This window comes from Thermophagus sp. OGC60D27, assembly GCF_052400625.1.
Classification (GTDB): domain Bacteria; phylum Bacteroidota; class Bacteroidia; order Bacteroidales; family Marinilabiliaceae; genus Thermophagus.
Genome location: NZ_JBQTGH010000002.1, coordinates 239403 through 257396 on the forward strand (window position 1 = coordinate 239403; position 17994 = coordinate 257396).

18 protein-coding genes are annotated in these 17994 nt (G+C 41.0%); 9 read left to right on the forward strand and 9 right to left on the reverse strand.

Translation table 11 applies throughout. The features are described from left to right. Positions 1–24: 24 nt before the first annotated feature. The 8 genes from ACT29H_RS03165 to ACT29H_RS03200 all read right to left on the reverse strand — a co-directional run bounded on the left by ACT29H_RS03165 (position 25) and on the right by ACT29H_RS03200 (position 9809). Positions 25–1170, reverse strand: coding sequence for a hypothetical protein (locus ACT29H_RS03165; RefSeq protein WP_444820144.1), 1146 nt, complete (start codon positions 1168–1170; stop codon positions 25–27). A 75-nt stretch (positions 1171–1245) separates the two neighbouring features. Beyond that, entirely contained in the window at positions 1246–1938 is a 693-nt protein-coding gene (locus ACT29H_RS03170; protein WP_444820145.1) for an ABC transporter ATP-binding protein, read from the reverse strand. A gap of 57 nt (positions 1939–1995) precedes the next feature. Then, positions 1996–3207, reverse strand: coding sequence for an ABC transporter permease (locus ACT29H_RS03175; protein WP_444820146.1), 1212 nt, complete (start codon positions 3205–3207; stop codon positions 1996–1998). 232 nt (positions 3208–3439) lie between these two features. Further along, complete coding sequence (locus ACT29H_RS03180) at positions 3440–4711, reverse strand: ABC transporter permease (protein WP_444820147.1); 1272 nt, start codon at positions 4709–4711, stop codon at positions 3440–3442. Positions 4712–4745: 34 nt separating this feature from the next. Continuing rightward, positions 4746–5522: an outer membrane lipoprotein-sorting protein gene (locus ACT29H_RS03185; protein WP_444820148.1), complete on the reverse strand. Its 777-nt coding sequence runs from the start codon at positions 5520–5522 to the stop codon at positions 4746–4748. Positions 5523–5534: 12 nt separating this feature from the next. Then, a complete protein-coding gene (locus ACT29H_RS03190) occupies positions 5535–6107 on the reverse strand; it encodes a TetR/AcrR family transcriptional regulator (RefSeq protein ID WP_444820149.1) in 573 nt (190 codons plus the stop codon). A gap of 255 nt (positions 6108–6362) precedes the next feature. After that, positions 6363–8426 (reverse strand): M16 family metallopeptidase, encoded by a 2064-nt coding sequence (locus ACT29H_RS03195; protein ID WP_444820150.1) that lies wholly within the window; start codon positions 8424–8426, stop codon positions 6363–6365. A 48-nt stretch (positions 8427–8474) separates the two neighbouring features. Next, positions 8475–9809 carry a M16 family metallopeptidase gene (locus ACT29H_RS03200; RefSeq protein ID WP_444820151.1) on the reverse strand — a complete coding sequence of 445 codons (1335 nt, stop codon included), beginning with the start codon at positions 9807–9809 and terminating at the stop codon, positions 8475–8477. Positions 9810–10262: 453 nt separating this feature from the next. On the opposite strand from ACT29H_RS03200, the gene ACT29H_RS03205 reads away from it, so the two are divergent. From ACT29H_RS03205 to ACT29H_RS03245, 9 genes are all read left to right on the forward strand, one after another. Further along, positions 10263–10727, forward strand: coding sequence for a DUF6452 family protein (locus ACT29H_RS03205; protein ID WP_444820152.1), 465 nt, complete (start codon positions 10263–10265; stop codon positions 10725–10727). Further along, entirely contained in the window at positions 10687–11403 is a 717-nt protein-coding gene (locus tag ACT29H_RS03210; protein WP_444820153.1) for a DUF6048 family protein, read from the forward strand. The genes ACT29H_RS03205 and ACT29H_RS03210 overlap by 41 nt, the downstream gene beginning before the upstream one ends. Before the next feature lie 101 nt (positions 11404–11504). After that, the gene (locus ACT29H_RS03215) at positions 11505–12092 is read left to right on the forward strand and encodes an LOG family protein (protein ID WP_444820154.1); all 588 of its coding nucleotides are present in this window, start codon (positions 11505–11507) and stop codon (positions 12090–12092) included. Positions 12093–12128: 36 nt separating this feature from the next. Beyond that, the gene (locus tag ACT29H_RS03220) at positions 12129–13265 is read left to right on the forward strand and encodes a DUF4271 domain-containing protein (protein ID WP_444820155.1); all 1137 of its coding nucleotides are present in this window, start codon (positions 12129–12131) and stop codon (positions 13263–13265) included. 50 nt (positions 13266–13315) lie between these two features. Further along, positions 13316–14062 carry a uroporphyrinogen-III synthase gene (locus ACT29H_RS03225; protein WP_444820156.1) on the forward strand — a complete coding sequence of 249 codons (747 nt, stop codon included), beginning with the start codon at positions 13316–13318 and terminating at the stop codon, positions 14060–14062. 289 nt (positions 14063–14351) lie between these two features. Further along, entirely contained in the window at positions 14352–14768 is a 417-nt protein-coding gene (gene rnpA, locus ACT29H_RS03230) for a ribonuclease P protein component (protein WP_444820157.1), read from the forward strand. After that, positions 14743–14994 (forward strand): membrane protein insertion efficiency factor YidD, encoded by a 252-nt coding sequence (yidD, locus tag ACT29H_RS03235; protein WP_444820158.1) that lies wholly within the window; start codon positions 14743–14745, stop codon positions 14992–14994. Before rnpA ends, yidD begins: the two co-directional genes overlap by 26 nt. 33 nt (positions 14995–15027) lie before the next feature. Beyond that, entirely contained in the window at positions 15028–16290 is a 1263-nt protein-coding gene (locus tag ACT29H_RS03240) for a glycosyltransferase family 4 protein (RefSeq protein ID WP_444820159.1), read from the forward strand. Positions 16291–16446: 156 nt separating this feature from the next. Beyond that, a complete protein-coding gene (locus tag ACT29H_RS03245; protein ID WP_444820160.1) occupies positions 16447–17193 on the forward strand; it encodes a glycosyltransferase family 2 protein in 747 nt (248 codons plus the stop codon). An 82-nt stretch (positions 17194–17275) separates the two neighbouring features. Here ACT29H_RS03245 and ACT29H_RS03250 read toward each other — a convergent pair whose 3' ends face one another. Beyond that, positions 17276–17980, reverse strand: a complete 705-nt coding sequence (locus tag ACT29H_RS03250) for a hypothetical protein (RefSeq protein WP_444820161.1) — start codon at positions 17978–17980, stop codon at positions 17276–17278. Between the last annotated feature and the right edge of the window lie 14 nt (positions 17981–17994).

The following is a 17994-nucleotide window of genomic DNA, read 5'->3' on the forward strand; positions in this document are numbered from 1 at the left end:
CCCAAAAATTAAACTGACTCCCCATTAAAAGAACCACTTCAACCTCAAAGCCCCCTGAAGCGCCACAATTTTTGTCCTATTATCCTGCTGAGCCAGAAACAAATTGAAAAAAGTTGACAAGTAAAGATTCGGTTTCAGGGAATATTCCAAAGTGGGTCCAAGGTAAAAAGCTGTGGAAGGCGGAAAAGCCATCACCGAGAAGCTCCCGGTAAAAAGAGGCGTAAAGGGATACTGTGCAGAAGCGAACACACTGTATTTTGAAAAGCTAAGCTCACGGACAGAGGACTGATCACTAAATAAAGAGGCCCGGCTTCCCACAAACTGTATAAAATTTTCGCCCTCATCCGAAAGATTACTGCTGTATAATCCTTCTATCTGAAGCAGTAAAGAGTTTTTAAAGGTATAATTCATGCCTGCCGAAGCAATATAGGTTGCATTATCCCCGTTAGGAAAAAGCAGGGTGTTTTCACCGTAAAAGGCGGCATCGCCAATCTGTCCGGACCATCCCATTCCCGCCACCCACTCCTGGTCATTTAATCGTCCCCCCAGAAATTGCCAGTCATAGCTCCCGGCATTAAAGCGGTAACGGGCTGCCCACGTTTTCTGCCTTACTCGATTGATTTTTACCACGCCCTCTACTTGTGACGCAACACCGGTATAAAGCTGGAGCCTTACACCATCGATGCCGGGTCTTTCGGGGTAATCGAAGTCAAAATAGGAATAGGCATTAAAGATATCATTGGGGTTCCACACCATTGCCTGGCCCCAGTTAATTCGCTGTCGACCTGCCCTTATCTGCAATTTTCCAACATAGAAATCCAACCACAATCGATCCACCGTTATGTTCATCACCGATGAAGTCCCTGAAGCCAGATTAAATGACATATCCAGAAAACCCGGATCCTTCTCTATCAACCCCGGATAACCGCTTATTTTGTTGACTGTTTCCCCAGAAATATATCGATTTCGAAATTGAAGCACCCCCAAGACCGAAGGTGAAAAGTCATAACTTAAATTCAAACGGTTATGCAATACATTTTCCCACATCTTCAAATCCTGTTGATCAAGGTAGTAAACCGATGGCATCATGCCAATATACCCATCTGCCTTAACTTGAGCTTTTACCTGGATACTAAAGAATACAAACGCAAAAAAAACCAATCGCTTCATTGGCAAACAATTTATTAATTTAAGTTGAATGAAATTCGCATGATCAAATTTTAGACAGACGCCATTGTGACCATCTTAATTACTCATGCTCGTTTCATCATTTTTAACTTTGCCGTCCTGAAGGGTTATCACCCTTCGTGCTTTTTTAACCACCCGCTCGTCATGGGTTGAAAAAATAAAAGTGGTGCTTTGCTGTTGATTGAGCTCATGCATGATGGACAACAAGTTTTCGGCCGAAGTACTATCCAGGTTCGCAGTAGGCTCATCTGCCAACACAAACCGGGGATTGGACGCCAGCGCCCGTGCTACGGCAACTCTCTGTTGCTGACCTCCCGACAACTGACGAGGTCGTACGTCCGCCTTTTCAGGTATACCCACCGCTTCCAGCAACCGGAGACTCCTTTTCTTTCTTTCCGCTTTGGGAATGCCCTGCAATTCGAGGATAAATTCCACATTTTCACGAGCCGTAAGAACCGGAATAAGGTTATAGGCCTGGAAAATAAAGCCAATGTGGTTCAGTCGAAATTTAATCTTTTCATTGCCCGACAGCTTATTAACAAAGACCTCATCAATAATCACATCGCCCCGGTCGGGATCATCCAGACCTCCTAGAACATTTAACAGTGTTGTTTTCCCCGACCCCGAAGGTCCAACAATGGCTGTAAATTCACCCTCTTCAAAAGCCAAATCAATACCATTCAGGGCATGGACAGGGACCTGACGGCTGTTATAGGTCTTATAAATCTTATTTAAAGTTATTATTGACATATTGATTTCTTTTTTACTGTTTATCAATATTTTTAAAGATGAATGTATGAAAATTTATTAAATCACCCTGACCGCTTCGGAAGGTTTTAGTTTCAACGCTTTCCATGCCGGATAAAGAGAGGCCAAAATACCGGTTAGAACCACCAGCATAGCGATATTAAAGACCAATGCGGCATCCCATTCAGGATAAACAATCGGATCAAATCCCATCTCTGTAAGTCCTGTGCTCCAAACGGATAAATCAATTCCTGTAATACTTAGACGCCATACTGCAACCATCCCCAGAAAGATGCCTGATAATCCACCGGCTGAAGACAACATTACTGTTTCAACCATAATCATAAAGAAGATACGGCGACGACTCATGCCTACCGACATCAGCATCCCTATTTCTCTGACCCTTTCCAGAACGACCATAAGCATGGTATTAATGATGCCAAACCCCAACGCCAAAAGGATAATAATCACAAAAAGATACAGATAGGTATTTCCCAACTCGGTCATATATCCCAATTCGGGGCTAAGTTCTTTCCATGGCACCACTTCTTCATCCGAAAGTTGCTTTTGCAGCTCCCCTGCTACTTTAATGGCTCCATCGGCATCCACGAGGCGTACCACCATGGAATGACAGTTATCGGAAGATATTCCCAGCAACTGCGCCAGGCTCTCTTTCTTCACCCACACATTGCTGCCATCAAAGGCGGCATTATTGGTTTTGAAAATACCGGCCACTCTAAAAGCACCACCGGTAATATTGCCTTCCACGTCCTGAAAGCGAAGGATGATTCGCGATTTCAACTTCAATTGCAACTGTTTGGCCAACTTCTCCCCCATGATGATCGGCCGCTTATAAGGTGATTCAAACCAGTTCCCATCAATGATCTTCTCATGAAGATTAAGCACCGCCTTTTCCGCATCAGCATCAACGCCATACACTTTCACCCCTCGTGCAGTCTCGGAGGAGGCCGCCATCCCCTGAACCATCAACCGGGATGACACGCCTTGTACCTTAGGATTTTCTACTACCACCGAATCAAGACGAGCATTAAAATAACGATCCACTTCCGGATGTTTCCGATAACCGTCACGAAAAATCTGAATGTGACCGGTCTCGGTCTCAACCCCATCGTGCAGTCGCTGCATCATCCACCCATTAATAAATGTGGCAGAAAAAATACCGGCAAACATCCCCACGGTTAAAGCAGCAATGATGATCCAGCTTCGAACCGGACTCCGCCAGATGTTACGCCAGGCAATTTTTAATAACATAGTGTTTTCCTATTTAGTCCGTTAAAATCAATTGGTTGTAAAACCCTTCTATTCCAACCACGAAATGATCATTTCTTTATTGCCATTGTGCATTCGTCAAATCAGAACATTCAATTTACACCCGTGACAAAACATTAATAATTAAACTTTAAAGCATCATCATTTAACATGAACCTTAAAAATATTTAGATGAATTCTATTGAACCTACTTTTTCCACCCCCAACCAACTGGTCAATTTTTTTCTCCTATTACAGGGGAAACTTTGAATGCTCTTAAAACCGGATAGAAAGAGATCAGCGTTGTCAGCAGCAATACTGCCACAACCTGTTGAATAAAAACACCCATATCCCAGGCAAAGAACATAAAAGGTTCAAATCCGAGATTCTTCATCCACTCCCCCGCCTGACCAGTAATGGGTAAAGGGTGATAAACAAACCAACTGATCACCGGCATAGTGCCTACAAAACCGGCGATCACCCCCAACAGGCCTATCCACAGTATTTCCATCCATAACATCAGAGCAAGCCTGGACCGAAACATCCCCACGGCCACCATAACACTGAACTCAGCTCTGCGCTCAGCCATCATCATCACCACCGTGCCCAAAATTCCAAAGCCAATCACCACATAAAGAATCATCTTCATGATCAGTGCGGTGGCCCTGTCACTCTCAATTTGCTGAAGAACGGCCGGAAACATTTCCTGCCAGGTACGAATCACCAGCCCACCATCAACCTCTTGCCTTAAGTTGGGAAGAATGTTATCCATTTCGTGCTGTGAATGCCCGGTCAAAGCAAGCGATGTAACCCTTCCAAAAGCCTGAAAAAAGTATTGTGCCTCATCCAGCGTAAGGTAAACCAAACGTCGGTTCAATTCCGGATTAGGATGCTGAATGATTCCTGCCACCCGGTATTGCCCAAAAGCACTCACGCCGTGAAATCCCTGACTTATCATTACCAGGGTATCCCCCACTTCCAGACCAAGATTAGTCGCCAAATCAGCTCCCACCAAAGCGCCACTCGTTTCAAGATAAGTGCCGCTCACCACCTTTTTCGCCAGGGCAGTCATCCGGTCTTCCTTTTCAGGATCGATGCCCATAACCAGTATGCCTTCCGTCTGCTCACCCGATGATGCCAAAGCAAAGCTTTCGAGACGGGGAACAACCATGTCCAGTTGAGAATGCCGGTTGAGTTTCGCCAGTAGTGAGTCGGATGGCACAAAGGAGTTGTTAATGGATTGATGATCGGGATAGTCTCGGTGCTGGATCTGCGCATGACCGGCATAAAACTTGACCACATTTTCGATCATTTTCTGATAGGAGCCTTCCTGCATAGACCCCATCAGGGCAGAAAAAATGACGCCAAAAAATATGGAAGAGACGGTAATGAAGGTCCGACGTTTATTTCGCCACAGATTGCGCCAGGCAATTTTAATAAGACCCGATTTTCCTGCTATAAGGCCCTTCCGGGATGTGGAATAAGGCAGCTTTTTAGATGTCGTCATTGATCGTTGGAATAATTGGTTGGAAAAATCATTATCAGCGCATCTGCTTCATATTCCTAATTGAGAAAAAGGCATCGTCAACCTCAATCTCAAACTTTATTTTTTGAAACTTCAGAGAGGTTTTATATCCCTCCTTATCTACCGGAATCATGGTATACCGTGTAGGAATGGTACGGTCGCCCACATCTTCAATCTCATCAAGAATCTCCTCATTTACCAGTTCCTCGGTTTCGTCATAATACTCATTTCTGAGGGTGATAAACCCATCCTTTGAAATCCAGGACAGCACTTTCCCCCATACCACGGGGGCATCTTCGTGTGGCACCATCTTAATGACATAGCAATCGTATCCTCGCAGCGTCTCGGTGCGCAAAACTTCATGATCATAATCATTAACAATAGATGCGGCATTTACCAGATCATCATTGGTGAGGTCGGAACCCATCCACGACTGCATCATCATGCTTGGCGGAATTTTAATCATCCGATCGATGGCAGGAACGTAGTTCCACATTTCACGCTCCCGCTTCAGAAACCTTTGTCCTTTTTCGCGAGGAGGATGATCTATATAAACCAATGAGAAATCATCCCCTTTTGCCCATGCTCTGAAACGCAAGGTTCGGGTCCAGGAAGGACGGATAATCTGCATCTCCATCTCCGAATAATTGCTTTTCCCTTGCATCAAATCATTTGCCCGTTTTACAATATCGGTGGCAGAAAGCTGCTGGGAAGAGACACTTGAAGAGAGAAGTAAAAGCAAAAGCAAAACTGAAAGGTAATAAATTTTAAACCCTGATTTGGAGTTATTCATAGCATTCCTTTTTTATCTGTTTAAGGCATCATCTTTCAGAAGCCCCTTATAATATTTTATCAACCGATCTACTGCATGATCCAACGGGAAATTGTGAGGATCGACCACATAGTTAACACTTATGCCGTCGAGCATTGCAAAGAAAAACCGGACTTCAGCAATTGGGTTGCCGAAACCATGATGAATAAAAAAATCCTCTGCTTTTTTCATATGAGGTTCGAGGATTTGCCAAAGCTCATTTTCCAATAGCTTATTGACTTTTGGATGTGTTACCGTTGAATAATAGAGAATCAAAAATTCTCTGTTCTCCACCAACCATTTTTTACTTTTTCGGATCATTTCAAAAAATTCACCTTCAGTGATGACTCCGTCATGGTTGGGATCCATCCAATCTACGGCTTCGAGAATGGTGTCAAAAACCACAGCCCGTATAATGGCTTCTTTGCTTTCAAAATAATTATACACCGATCCTTTCGCCACTCCGGCCGCCTTGGCAATCGCTTCGATAGTGGTGGCATGAAATCCTTTGGTGGCAAACAGGGTTAACGCTTCTTTTAATATTCGCTCTCGTTTAATCTCTTTCATCTCAAAAATGACTGACCAGTCAGTCAAAAGTATAAAAAGCTGTTCTATTTAACAAGCAATTTTACATATAATAACAACGACAACTCTCAAACAGAATTGTACAAACACCTTCAAAGGCCCAATTTAAAGACCAGGAACTCATCTGCCCCAAAAGCTTATAGCCTACGAAAAAACAATCAATGATCGTAACAAAAATATACCCGAAGGAGCAAAATCAGCCTTCGGGTATAACCTATTGTAAAAAAGATAATTTCGTTATTTCACTTCAAACCGGCTATCCTCAATGCCGGAATTAATCTCAACAGATTTAACCTGAATTTCAAACATCTGAGGTCCCATTGTCTGCTTCAAAACAGATGGAAAAAGAATCCCATTTACTTCTTCATACTTTTCAAAAATAGTGGCAATAGTGCCCTGAATAGTCTGAGAAACTTCTTTATATTTTAACCCATCCTCCACGCCGAAGAACAAACTTGATTTCATGCCGGAAGGTTTGGTAACGACCACCTTATAGGCATCCACCCCGTTGATGGATTCAATCCCTTCAATTTCAAGCCGGGCGTTATCATTGAGATAATCAAGCTCAGGAAAGAGCCTGGCACTCTCTTTCATATTGGTCAAAGCTTCTCCTTCAAGCATTTGTTCTCCCATCGGCGTTTTCACCTTTCCTTTTTCGCCATCAAATACCTGCATCGATACCACATTCCCATTCATCAAAGTCTCTTGACACAATTTGTTAGGCTTCTTTTGATAAAAATTAATTTCAATCGGCATCCCCTGCATCTCCATTGCCATCTTCATTTTCAAATCATTCACCTGATCCAAAACCTGCTTTCCTCCAACAGCATCAATGTAGGCGGCTATTACTTCCGAAGCATCCACCTTATCACTCACCGCCTTTTTCTCTACCAGGTTACCGTAGTAATCATATTCCTCAACAACTTTCGAGGGACTAAACTTTTCCATTTTATTTTTGATTGAAGCAGCATCTCCCACAGCGAGAATAACCGCCCGCTCCGGCTTGAGGTATTTCATTGCCATTTCACGAACATCTTCTTTGGTGACCTGTTCCACCCTCTGAAGATACTTTTCGTAATAGTCTCGTGGCAAATTGTAACGTTGAATATTGAGGGCAAAGCGAGCAACGGTTTGCGGATCTTCCAGCGATCTTCCGAATTGACCGGAAATGATGTTTTTCACCAATTGGAGTTCTTCATCGGTCACCAACTCATCACGCATTCTCTCCATCTCCTTAAGGATCTCTGTGATAGCACTGTCAGTGACAGAGGTACGCACTTCTGCAGACGCAGTAAAGCGACCAACACGCTCATCGGACTCCAGTTGAGAGTAGGCACCGTAAGTAAATGCTTTATCTTCACGCAGATTTTGGAATAAACGGGCATTAAAGGATCCACCTCCTAAAATGGCATTCATAACACGGGCTTTAACAGCATCGGGATGACCGGGAGTAAGCATCACTTCATGCGTCACCATAACCATGGATTGATTGGCTCCTTCCTTATTGGCAATCACCACCTTAGGCTCATCATAACAATTGGGATAAGGGAACAAGTTTTGGGGGACCGGTGCGTTTTTCCATTTTCCAAAGTACTGTTTTGCTTGTTTTTTGGCTTCTTTCACAGAAATGTCTCCCACCACCACAAGATAGGCTTTGCTCGGACGGAAATAGGAGTCATAATAATTTTTGCAAAGATCAGGGGTAATGTTGTCCAAAGTCTCTTCAGTCATCATCTCCCCATAGGGATCATCTTTGCCGTAAATAAGAACACTGGCCACATTCTCAGCAATGGCACGGGGCTCCTCTTTATTGGCCTGAATAGAGGTTTTATATTGAGTAACCAGTTTATCCAATTCATCCTTTGGGAAAGTAGGATTTAAAAGAACATCCGACATCACATTCAAAAGTTCCTCACTGTGTTTACTTAAGGAACGGGCGTAAATACCCTTGGAATAAGTTTGTAAAGTGGCACCTATAAAGTCTACAGCTTCATCAATTTCTGCTTTGGAACGATTCGTTGTTCCGGCACGCAGCAATTCTCCGGCCAATTGAATGTATCCGGTAGCCTGGCCTTCACGAGGCAATGTGACATCAAACGAAAGAGAATAAGAAACTACCGGCACTTTGTGGTTTTCAACCACAATTACAGTCAATCCGTTGGGGAGTTTAAAAGTTTTATAATCTCCAATTTGTACTTCAGGTGCCGGGCCGGGAACTGGCGGCGTAGAGCGATCGATCTGAGCACTCACGACAGACACCATTAAAACCAAAAGAAGAATGATTGAAATATATCGTTTCATTTTATCAGTTTTTTATTTTGACACTTTTCGTATTTTTCCGGAATCTTCTTAATTCCTTTGACTCTTAGGCAAATAATACAACACTACACGATTATCCTTGGTGAAATACTTTTGGGCAACCCTTTTTATATCTTCACGGGTAACGGCCATGTATTTTTCAAGCTCCGTATTAATTAAGTTCGTATTACCGAAATAAGTATAATACCTTGCCAGATTATTGGCTCTTGTAGAAATCCTTGTATTGCTGTTTATAAAATCGTTTTCAAATTTGTTTTGAAGCTTTTGAAATTCACGTTCATCGATCAAGTTGTTTTTAACTTTCTCTATTTCATCAATCATAGCCTGCTCAAGTTCGGCAACATCTTTTCCCATATTAGGTAGTGCAAGAGTGATGCTGACACTGGGATCACGAAAGGGAAGCGGGAATGAACCAACCTGCATGGCAATTTGCTGTTCATCCACCAATGCTTTATATAAACGAGAGCTGTGACCATCAGAAAGCAGGGTACTTAACATATCCAACGCATAAAAGTCTTCCGTTCCCATTGCCGGTGTACGATAAGCATGTAAAACCAACGGCAACTGAATGTTATCAAAAATGGTATCACGAATTTCGCCATTGAGCGGGGGCTCTACAACCGTAGGACGGAAAATCTCTTCTTTCCCGGATGGGATATCACCAAAATACTTTTCTACCAGATGGCGGGCATTTTCGATTTCAATATCTCCTGCAATTACCAGAACAGCATTGTTCGGAACATAAAACTGATCGTAGAAATGTTGGAACTCTTCATCCTTGGCAGCCCTGATATGATCGGGATCTCCTATGGTAGTCCAACGATATGGATGCTTTTTAAACGCCCGTTTCATCACTTCAATAAGAATGGAACCATAGGGACGGTTATCATAGCTTTGTTTCTTTTCTTCAATAACCACTTTCTTCTGGGTGGCTATTCCGATACTGTCTACCCTCGCATGCAGCATCCGCTCTGATTCGAGCCAAAGTCCCATTTCTAACTGATTTGAAGGAAGGACTTCATAATAATAGGTCCGATCGACCGAGGTGTTGGCATTAAGTGTCCCCCCAGCCTTTTCAACAAATTTAGCATATTCACCTCTGGGGATATTTTTTGTTCCTTCAAACATCAAATGCTCAAAAAAGTGTGCAAATCCTGTGCGGTTGGGCTGTTCATTCTTGGAGCCCACGTGATACATTACACTAACCGACACAATCGGGGTGGAATGATCTTCATGAAGTATCACATGCAGCCCGTTGGTGAGATCAAATTCGGTAAACTCAATCCTCTGTTGCTGCGCTATCATTACGCTTCCTGAAAGCATCAAGACCAACAGAGTTAATAAACTTTTCTTTGTTTTTTTCATATTACATTGCTTTAATAGTTAAGGTTTTGCCTAAAGACCAGGCTGTCAAAACTCAAGATTTTAAAATGTTAAAAAGTTTTTTTGGACTTTGATCGTTTGAAATTTGTTTTCCCTGCTCACAAGCAAGTTATACGGAAGGAGACAAATTCAACATTCGGACCAAACCATTTAACCAACAGTTTTTAAACTGTTTACACAAGCCTAATGCAACATCACAGTCATTAAATCGCACGTTAACGAACATGTTTGTGCACGCTAATGAACACCAAAAAATCACTTTATTTTCTACCTTTGTGCAAAGACAAGCAAACATTAAAATCAAACTTGGTGAAGATCAGATAATCTGAAACCAAATGCAACGGACATAATCATTAGAATTTATCCGGACTTTTTTGGGAAAAATAAATGATTCAATCGAAGTCATGCTAGTTTCCTTAGACCAATATCTAAAATATGAAATTTGTAAACTATTTATTCTTTGCACTAATCATTCTTTTGGCAGTCGTAGCTTGCAATGATGATGAGGCTTGCCTGTCCAATCAGCATTCGGTTCAAGCTAATTTGCTTTCGGCCTGGTGGGCAGAAGACACTGACACAACCCTTACAGAAGTCTCAATAATAGGCCTAAATATGGCCGACAGTATTTATAAAAATGAATCTCTTTCAGATCTGTTTTTGCCTTTAAGTTTTCAATCAGATACTTCTTCTTTTATTATTTCGTCCAAAACGTTGAAAGACACTCTTCATATCATATCAACGAAAGAACTCGATTTCATCTCCGGTGAATGTGGATATATCTTTACATTTGATCTGGACACCGTAATTCATACCAATGCATTCATAGATTCCGTCTCTATCATTTATCCAAAAGTAAAATATGGCGAAACTACAGAGAATATCAAACTATATATTTATTAGTTTCTTGCTTATCTCTTCTGCGGCAAAAGGACAAAACAAGGATCAAAGCCTTTTTCCCATTAATGAAAAGGTTCGAAGGGGACTGACTTTGGGGGTCAACCTGGAAGGTCCTATTGGACACTTATTCGACAACGACAAATCAGCGTTTTCTTTTGTAACGCATATTAACCTGTCGTCCAATTGGTTTTTCCGGGGTGAAGCAGGATTTGAAAACTTAACCTTCTCAGAAAGTCATGCCAAAGAAAGAAACTATCAATATCAGAGCAATGGTTCCTTCCTTAAGGCAGGTATTTTATACGACTTTTTTAATGTGGACGAAAGAGGAAATAACGACAACATCTTTATTGGATTAAATTATGGCTATGCCTTGCAGCAGCATGGCAGTAACAGCCTCACAATACAGAATGGCTATTGGGATGACTACCAGGCATCTATGGACGACTATTTTCTTCAGACCCACTGGTTTGAACTGTTAGCCGGACCGAGAACAGAGTTGCTTAAAAATCTTTACATGGGGTGGACCCTGAATATCCGGGTAAAAGTATTTCAGGATAATTCAAAACCACTTAAACCCTATTCTGTTCCGGGCTTCGGAAATGGTAACAATACCATTAACATAGGTTTCTCATATCTCATTGAGTATTTTATCCCATGGCAAAGTAAGAAACACAGATAACCGTTATGAAACAAAAAAAATTTTTCTTTTAGGGTATGATTTTTAACTACATAACCCATCATAATCCCCCATCTTCAACTCATCATTTTTAAGCTTCAATCATGAATCAAAAAAAGAATATTGCAGTCTTTTGTGCTTCCAGTCCTTTGGTGCCTCGAAAATACTTTGATGCTGCGACCAAAGCATCTTCAGCCCTGATAAACGCCGGATACGGCATCATCTATGGCGGAGGCAGCAATGGTCTTATGGGTGCGGTTGCCGATGAAGCACTCAAACACAACGCTCCCGTAACAGGAGTAATTCCCCGTTTTATGGTTGAAGTGGAATGGCAGCATAAAAAGGTTGATGACATGGTCTTGGTAGATACCATGCACCAGCGGAAAGAGTTAATGGTGAAAAACAGTTCTGGTATTCTGGCCCTACCCGGTGGTATAGGAACGCTGGAGGAACTTTTCGAAGTACTATCCCTTAAAAAACTGGGGCAATACCCACACCCTGTGATTATACTCAACACGGACGGTTACTTTGATGGATTAACCCAACTTTTTCATAAAATGACAGATGAAAGCTTTATGCGTCCAATCCACCAAGAAATGTGGAGCATGGTGCAAAGTCCGGATGAGATAGTCCCGGCCTTGAAAAATTCCAAGCCTTGGGGAAAGGATGCCATCAGTTTTGCAGCCCTTTAGGAAAAGTTTTATTTTTGTTTACCAATCTTGATCTGTATGAACAGCCAAACACACCCTGCAAATCATTCGTCCGTAGCAGCGCAGGATAGCTCTGCACAAATCATCCGTCCGGCTGTTGAAATCCCGAAAAAAATAGAGATTAAAGTAGACAGGCCGGAAATAAAACTACTGCCTTTGGAGCCTGATTCTTCATCCAGTCAACGCAGGAACCTTATCGTTTCTAAAAAAGGAAAAGTGCAGGCAGATACGAATACCCAACAAACCGAAGAAGATGTATTGACAAGGGCTACCGTTCCTGATACACTGGACAATATACTCATATCAGATTGGAAATCAACAGGATTCAAGAAGCAGCTTTGGTCATCTGAAACCAACGACTCTCTTTGTATTGTCCCCCTATTCAAAAACAAAAAAAAGAAGCTCGAAACGAAAATAGATTCTATACCATCCCACAAGGAAAATGTAGAGGAAGTTAAATCAAATTACTATACCGAAGAAGAACCCGGTCCCCAATTCGAATATCACAGCGAATTGCGGACCGACCCCTGGTTCATAAGTACCTTGCTGTTTTTTGTGGCCATAACAGGAATAGTCCGCTTAAAATGGCAAAAATATTTGAATCAAGTTTTCCATGCCATAATTTTTTCTAATCTGGCCATAAAACTCCAAACCTCATCTGAGAATAGTCAAAAACCGGCATCCATACTACTAAACCTTTTGTTTTACGGAAATTTCTCAATCTTTCTTTATGAATTTATGCTATTGAGACAACGCACATTTTTTGATCTCTATGGTTGGAAGTTGTGGCTGGTTATTTTGGGTTTTCTTTTGGTCGTTTTCAATTCAAAAATGATCGTTTACCGATTTGTAGGATGGATATTCAGGATCCAAGATCGAACGACCGATTACCTGTTTCGTTCGGCTGTTATGAACAAATCTTTTGGCGTGATCCTGATGCCGTTAATCGTTTTATTCCCATTCATCACCCCTGATGCACGTCATTTGGTACCTAAAATTGGTTTCTTGATTTTTATATTACTGTATTTAACACAGATAACAAGAGGAATTGTAGCAAATTTAAGGGATACGCTTTCAGGTTATTACATTATTTTGTACCTTTGTGCCCTGGAAATATTACCCTTGTCAATACTATACAAGGTACTGTTTAATTGACCTGATTACTGAAATGGTTTCTGGTTTTGTTGAACTAAAACTTAAGTAAATTGAAGATCAAAAAAATTCTGGTTTCACAACCTAAACCGTCAACGCCAAAATCCCCTTATTTTGAGCTGTCTGAAAAAAATAATGTAAAAATTGATTTCAGACCCTTCATTCAGGTAGAAGGGGTATCATCTAAAGAATTCAGACAACAGAAAATCAATATTCTTGAGCACACAGCGGTGATTTTCACCAGCCGAACGGCAATTGACCATTTTTTCAGAATTTGTGAAGAAACCCGCGTGACCGTTCCTGATGACATGAAGTACTTCTGCATTTCTGAAGCGACAGCCTTTTATCTGCAAAAGTACATTGTATACCGAAAACGAAAAATTTTTCATTCTACCGGGAAATTTCCGGATTTAATTGAGGTCATTAAAAAACACAAACAGGAAAAGTTTTTGGTGCCCCTCTCTGATATTCATAAACCGGAAATTCCGAACCTGCTGACAAAAGCAAAGGTTAAATTTACCAAGGCTATTTTGTATCGTACCGTAAGCAGCGATCTAAGTGACTTAAAAGATATTAACTACGATGTTTTGGTCTTTTTTAGTCCTTCAGGAATAAAATCGCTTCTACAGAATTTCCCGGATTTTAAGCAGAACGACACTCTGATTGCCTCATTTGGCCCGGCAACAGCCAAGGCCGTAAAAGAAGCCGGTCTGCGTCTTGACATTCAAGCCCCCATGCCACAAGCTCCATCCATGACGGCTGCTCTGGAAATGTACATCAAAAAATATAACAAAAAATAAGTTTTTCTAAATTCAAACCTGCCCCTTAATTGGGGCAGGTTTATTTTCCGGCTTGCGACCCATCACTAACCCCGCAAACAATAGGCAATAAGCCAAAACCACTTGCTGAATATTTCCGATAATTCAAAAAGAATTAAACTAGAAAAACAATTCGGATCAAGTGGATTAAAAACAAGCAAAAAAACTACGAATCTCCTGATTATTCTTTTTTGTCAAAAATGAAACGAATCATCCAACAACCCGCTTATTTATTGATCAACGGGGGAGGAGAATTTAGGACAACCAACCAATGCATCGACCAGGATTCACGCTCGGAAAACCGGAAAAGCTCTGTCGTCGAAAAGTAATAGATCAGCTTTTCAATAAGGGGAAGTCATTTCTGGTCTTTCCTTTCCGGGTTCAGTATTTGCCCGTTACCCTTCCTGAGGATGTTTCTGTTCAGGTATTATTTTCGGTATCAAAACGACGCTTCAAACGAGCTGTTAAACGCAATCTACTTAAACGGCGAATGCGGGAAGCCTATCGGTTAAACAAATACCCTCTGTACAACGTTGTCAATGATAGTTCACTTCAGGTGGCGGTCGCGTTTGTTTATATTGGAGATAAAGAACTTGACTATAAAACCATTGAAAAAGGAATGAAAAAAGCTTTGCTCAAACTTTCCGATGAAATAGGAAAAAATGAAATTTATCAGAAAAATATATGACGGAATAATAAAAGTACTGGTTTATATTTTAATCATACCGGTCAAATTTTATCAAATGGTCATCTCGCCTATGACAGGCCCTTCTTGTCGATACACGCCCACCTGTTCTGTTTATTCCATTCAGGCATTAAAAAAACATGGGCCCTTCAAAGGGTTATGGTTGGCCATAAAACGCATTTTATCATGTAATCCCTGGGGAGGCAGCGGATACGATCCAGTACCTTAAAATGTTTTATCTTTATCTCCAAAATGTTTCCCTGTGAATGTCCTTCATATAAATAAATCGGATCAAAATGGAGGTGCTGCTTTGGCATCTGTCAGATTACTCAATGCCCTTAGAGAAAACGGCACAGAGGCACAAATGCTCGTATTGCAGAACCAATCTCTGCATCCGGGTATCAGTCCATTGGCAAAGACACGACGAGATCTTCTTTTTCAGAATCTGAAATTTATGGCTGAAATAGCCTACTTTACAAGACATGAAAAAAATCGCCAACATCGGTTTTCCTTTTCCACTGCCTGTGCAGGAACCGACATCAGTGGTCATCCAATGGTAAAAAAGGCGGATATTTTACATCTTCATTGGATCAACCAAGGTTTTTTATCCCTGAAAGATCTAAAAAAACTTATCGCAACAAGGAAACCCATAGTATGGACCTTACACGATCTTTGGCCTGTTACAGGTGGCTGTCACTATCCGGGAGGCTGTGATGCGTTTTCAGCATCTTGCGGCTTTTGTCCTCTGCTTAAAAGACCCGGAAAAAAAGATTTATCGGCCCGTCAGTTCTCACAAAAACAAAACATCTATTCCGATGCATCCATCACCTTTGTAGGGTGTAGTAATTGGATAAAAAAAATGGCAGAACATAGTTCTCTGGCAAAAACAATTCAGCGTCCGATATATCAGATTTTTAATCCAATTGACATCTCCCTTTTTTCTCCGAAAAAAAAAGAAAAGATAAGACAACAACTAGGTCTTCCATTAAATAAAAAATTGATTCTTTTTGGGGCTGCAAATATTTCTGATCCTAGAAAAGGAACTAACCTATTGCTCAAAGCCCTTCAAAATATGGCATCCATTCAACCGGATTTGAAGCAAAAGGTAGAATTAATCGCTTTCGGAAAAAATACCAATGACTTTCAACACAAATTGAATTTCTACCTGCATAATATCGGCATAGTGAACAGCCAGAAAAAAATGGCAAGTCTTTATCAGGCCGCCGATGCTTTTGTATTGCCTTCCCTACAGGACAATCTGCCCAATACAGTTGTTGAATCACTATCATGCGGCACTCCTGTTGTTGCCTTCAAGATCGGAGGTGTCCCGGAAATGATCCGTCACAAAGAAAACGGTTTTTTAGCTGCCTCAGGAAACTGGGAAGAGCTTTCCATGGGTATTCTTCATGTTTTGAAAGATAATGGAGCCATGTCCTCCAACGCCAGAACATTTGCATTAAATCATTTTTCACCTGAGATAATAGCCGAAAAATACCAAACACTATATCAGTCATTGTCTGGATAGCCATTTTTTCATCTTCTATCTAGGCTAAAAAGCTAACAATAAATTGCGTAAACCATAGGCATCAATTTTCTGAAAAGCTCACGTAAAAGCTCATATAATAATTTCTAATGCATACTAATTTTGACAGAATCGTTTTAAACAAAAACAATTTTCGTAATGCATCATCCTACCGTTAGCATTATTACCGTAGTATATAATGGAGTCGACACTCTGGAATACACGATCAAAGCGGTACTAGCGCTCACATATCCTCATACCGAATTCATTATTATTGATGGCGGCAGCTCTGACGGCACCATTAATATCATAAAAAAATACGAAAAGAAAATCTCCAGATGGACAAGCGGCCCCGATGCAGGTTTATATGATGCCATGAACAAAGGGATGGAACTAGCAACTGGCGATTATTTTTGGTTTATTAACTCCGGTGATGCCCCAGCATCCTCAGATATACTTGAAAAGGTCTTCTCCGGTGATGTTTTCGCCGATATTTACTATGGCGAAACTGTTATCATTGATGCAGCCGGAAAGGAAATAGGGCCCCGACGCCTTTCCCCTCCAAAAAAATTAAAATGGAAAGATTTCAGGATGGGGATGCTTGTCAGTCATCAATCATTCATTGCTTCTCGAAGAATAACTAAAAAATACAATTTACAATACAAATTTTCCGCTGACTACGATTGGTGCCTTCATGCTTTAAAAAAAGCAAAAAAGGTGCGCAATACGCATCTCATTTTATCACTATTTCGAGATGGAGGCCTTACCAAACAAAATATTATCCCAGGCCTAAAAGAACGTTTCCAAATAATGACCAAGAATTATGGATTGATCTCAACCATTCTGGCCCATTTCATTATTGCCCCCAAATTCTTTTGGTATTTGATAAATAACAAACGTTATTAATGGGCATGATATTTAGCAAAATCAAGATGCTTTTTGAAATTTAATAGGACCCAACAAAACCTCTTTTGAGAAAGATCTGGATTCAACTATTCTTTTTTGCAATTTCGGAAGGTCGAAATATATATACCACCCCATATTCGGATGCCTTTTCTCGCTTTTTATCCGGTTCCAAATGGCTATAGAAAGCTTCTACCTCATTCCAGATATTAAGAATCAAATTATCAGCAGTCTCTCTTTCCTGCGCCACTTTTACCTGCATTTTTTGTGAAGTTTTCACCAAATCTTTGTGAACATTATAATTCTCCACAAATTTCTCGAAATGTACTTTCACCATTGCAATTGTAGGATTGAAGACCCTTGACCCCCCTTGAGCCATTCTTTCTTCCTCTCCTTTTATAACCCTCATGCCCCATTGAAGAAGTTGTTGTTCTGTATTGATCTCGGGAAGTGTTTTGTCGATTTCAGAAAGACCGTAAAAAGTCCGCACATTAGGTTTTAATTCTCCCCGAGTTATGGCCATATTAACAACCTGAAGAAAGTGAGAAAGATACATTCGTGCTACCCTGAAATTTTCAGTCAGCTTTTTACCGAAATTTGTTTGTCGATCTTTGCTAAACTGATATTGTCTAATTGCTTGTTCAAACTGGGGAACAAAGACTTTTACATCAAACAGCAATTTGGGAGAAAAGGCGAGATCTTTGGGTTCTGTCTGAACGCCTTTGTTTTGCGCTGTTTTCAATGCTCTCAACCTAGCCTGATCTGTATTTGGAAGTCGTCGGTATGGCATGGGTTCATCTTTTC

Bases quoted from the DNA above. Each gene is read 5' to 3' on its own strand.
- ACT29H_RS03185 (WP_444820148.1), bottom strand. From the start codon at position 5,522: ATGAATAACTCCAAATCAGGGTTTAAAATTTATTACCTTTCAGTTTTG.
- ACT29H_RS03215 (WP_444820154.1), top strand. From the start codon at position 11,505: ATGAATCAAAAAAAGAATATTGCAGTCTTTTGTGCTTCCAGTCCTTTG.
- ACT29H_RS03180 (WP_444820147.1), bottom strand. From the start codon at position 4,711: ATGACGACATCTAAAAAGCTGCCTTATTCCACATCCCGGAAGGGCCTT.
- ACT29H_RS03165 (WP_444820144.1), bottom strand. From the start codon at position 1,170: ATGAAGCGATTGGTTTTTTTTGCGTTTGTATTCTTTAGTATCCAGGTA.
- ACT29H_RS03170 (WP_444820145.1), bottom strand. From the start codon at position 1,938: ATGTCAATAATAACTTTAAATAAGATTTATAAGACCTATAACAGCCGT.
- ACT29H_RS03200 (WP_444820151.1), bottom strand. From the start codon at position 9,809: ATGAAAAAAACAAAGAAAAGTTTATTAACTCTGTTGGTCTTGATGCTT.
- ACT29H_RS03250 (WP_444820161.1), bottom strand. From the start codon at position 17,980: ATGCCATACCGACGACTTCCAAATACAGATCAGGCTAGGTTGAGAGCA.
- ACT29H_RS03210 (WP_444820153.1), top strand. From the start codon at position 10,687: ATGGCGAAACTACAGAGAATATCAAACTATATATTTATTAGTTTCTTG.
- ACT29H_RS03175 (WP_444820146.1), bottom strand. From the start codon at position 3,207: ATGTTATTAAAAATTGCCTGGCGTAACATCTGGCGGAGTCCGGTTCGA.
- ACT29H_RS03205 (WP_444820152.1), top strand. From the start codon at position 10,263: ATGAAATTTGTAAACTATTTATTCTTTGCACTAATCATTCTTTTGGCA.
- yidD (WP_444820158.1), top strand. From the start codon at position 14,743: ATGAAATTTATCAGAAAAATATATGACGGAATAATAAAAGTACTGGTT.
- ACT29H_RS03190 (WP_444820149.1), bottom strand. From the start codon at position 6,107: ATGAAAGAGATTAAACGAGAGCGAATATTAAAAGAAGCGTTAACCCTG.
- ACT29H_RS03195 (WP_444820150.1), bottom strand. From the start codon at position 8,426: ATGAAACGATATATTTCAATCATTCTTCTTTTGGTTTTAATGGTGTCT.
- rnpA (WP_444820157.1), top strand. From the start codon at position 14,352: ATGCATCGACCAGGATTCACGCTCGGAAAACCGGAAAAGCTCTGTCGT.
- ACT29H_RS03220 (WP_444820155.1), top strand. From the start codon at position 12,129: ATGAACAGCCAAACACACCCTGCAAATCATTCGTCCGTAGCAGCGCAG.
- ACT29H_RS03245 (WP_444820160.1), top strand. From the start codon at position 16,447: ATGCATCATCCTACCGTTAGCATTATTACCGTAGTATATAATGGAGTC.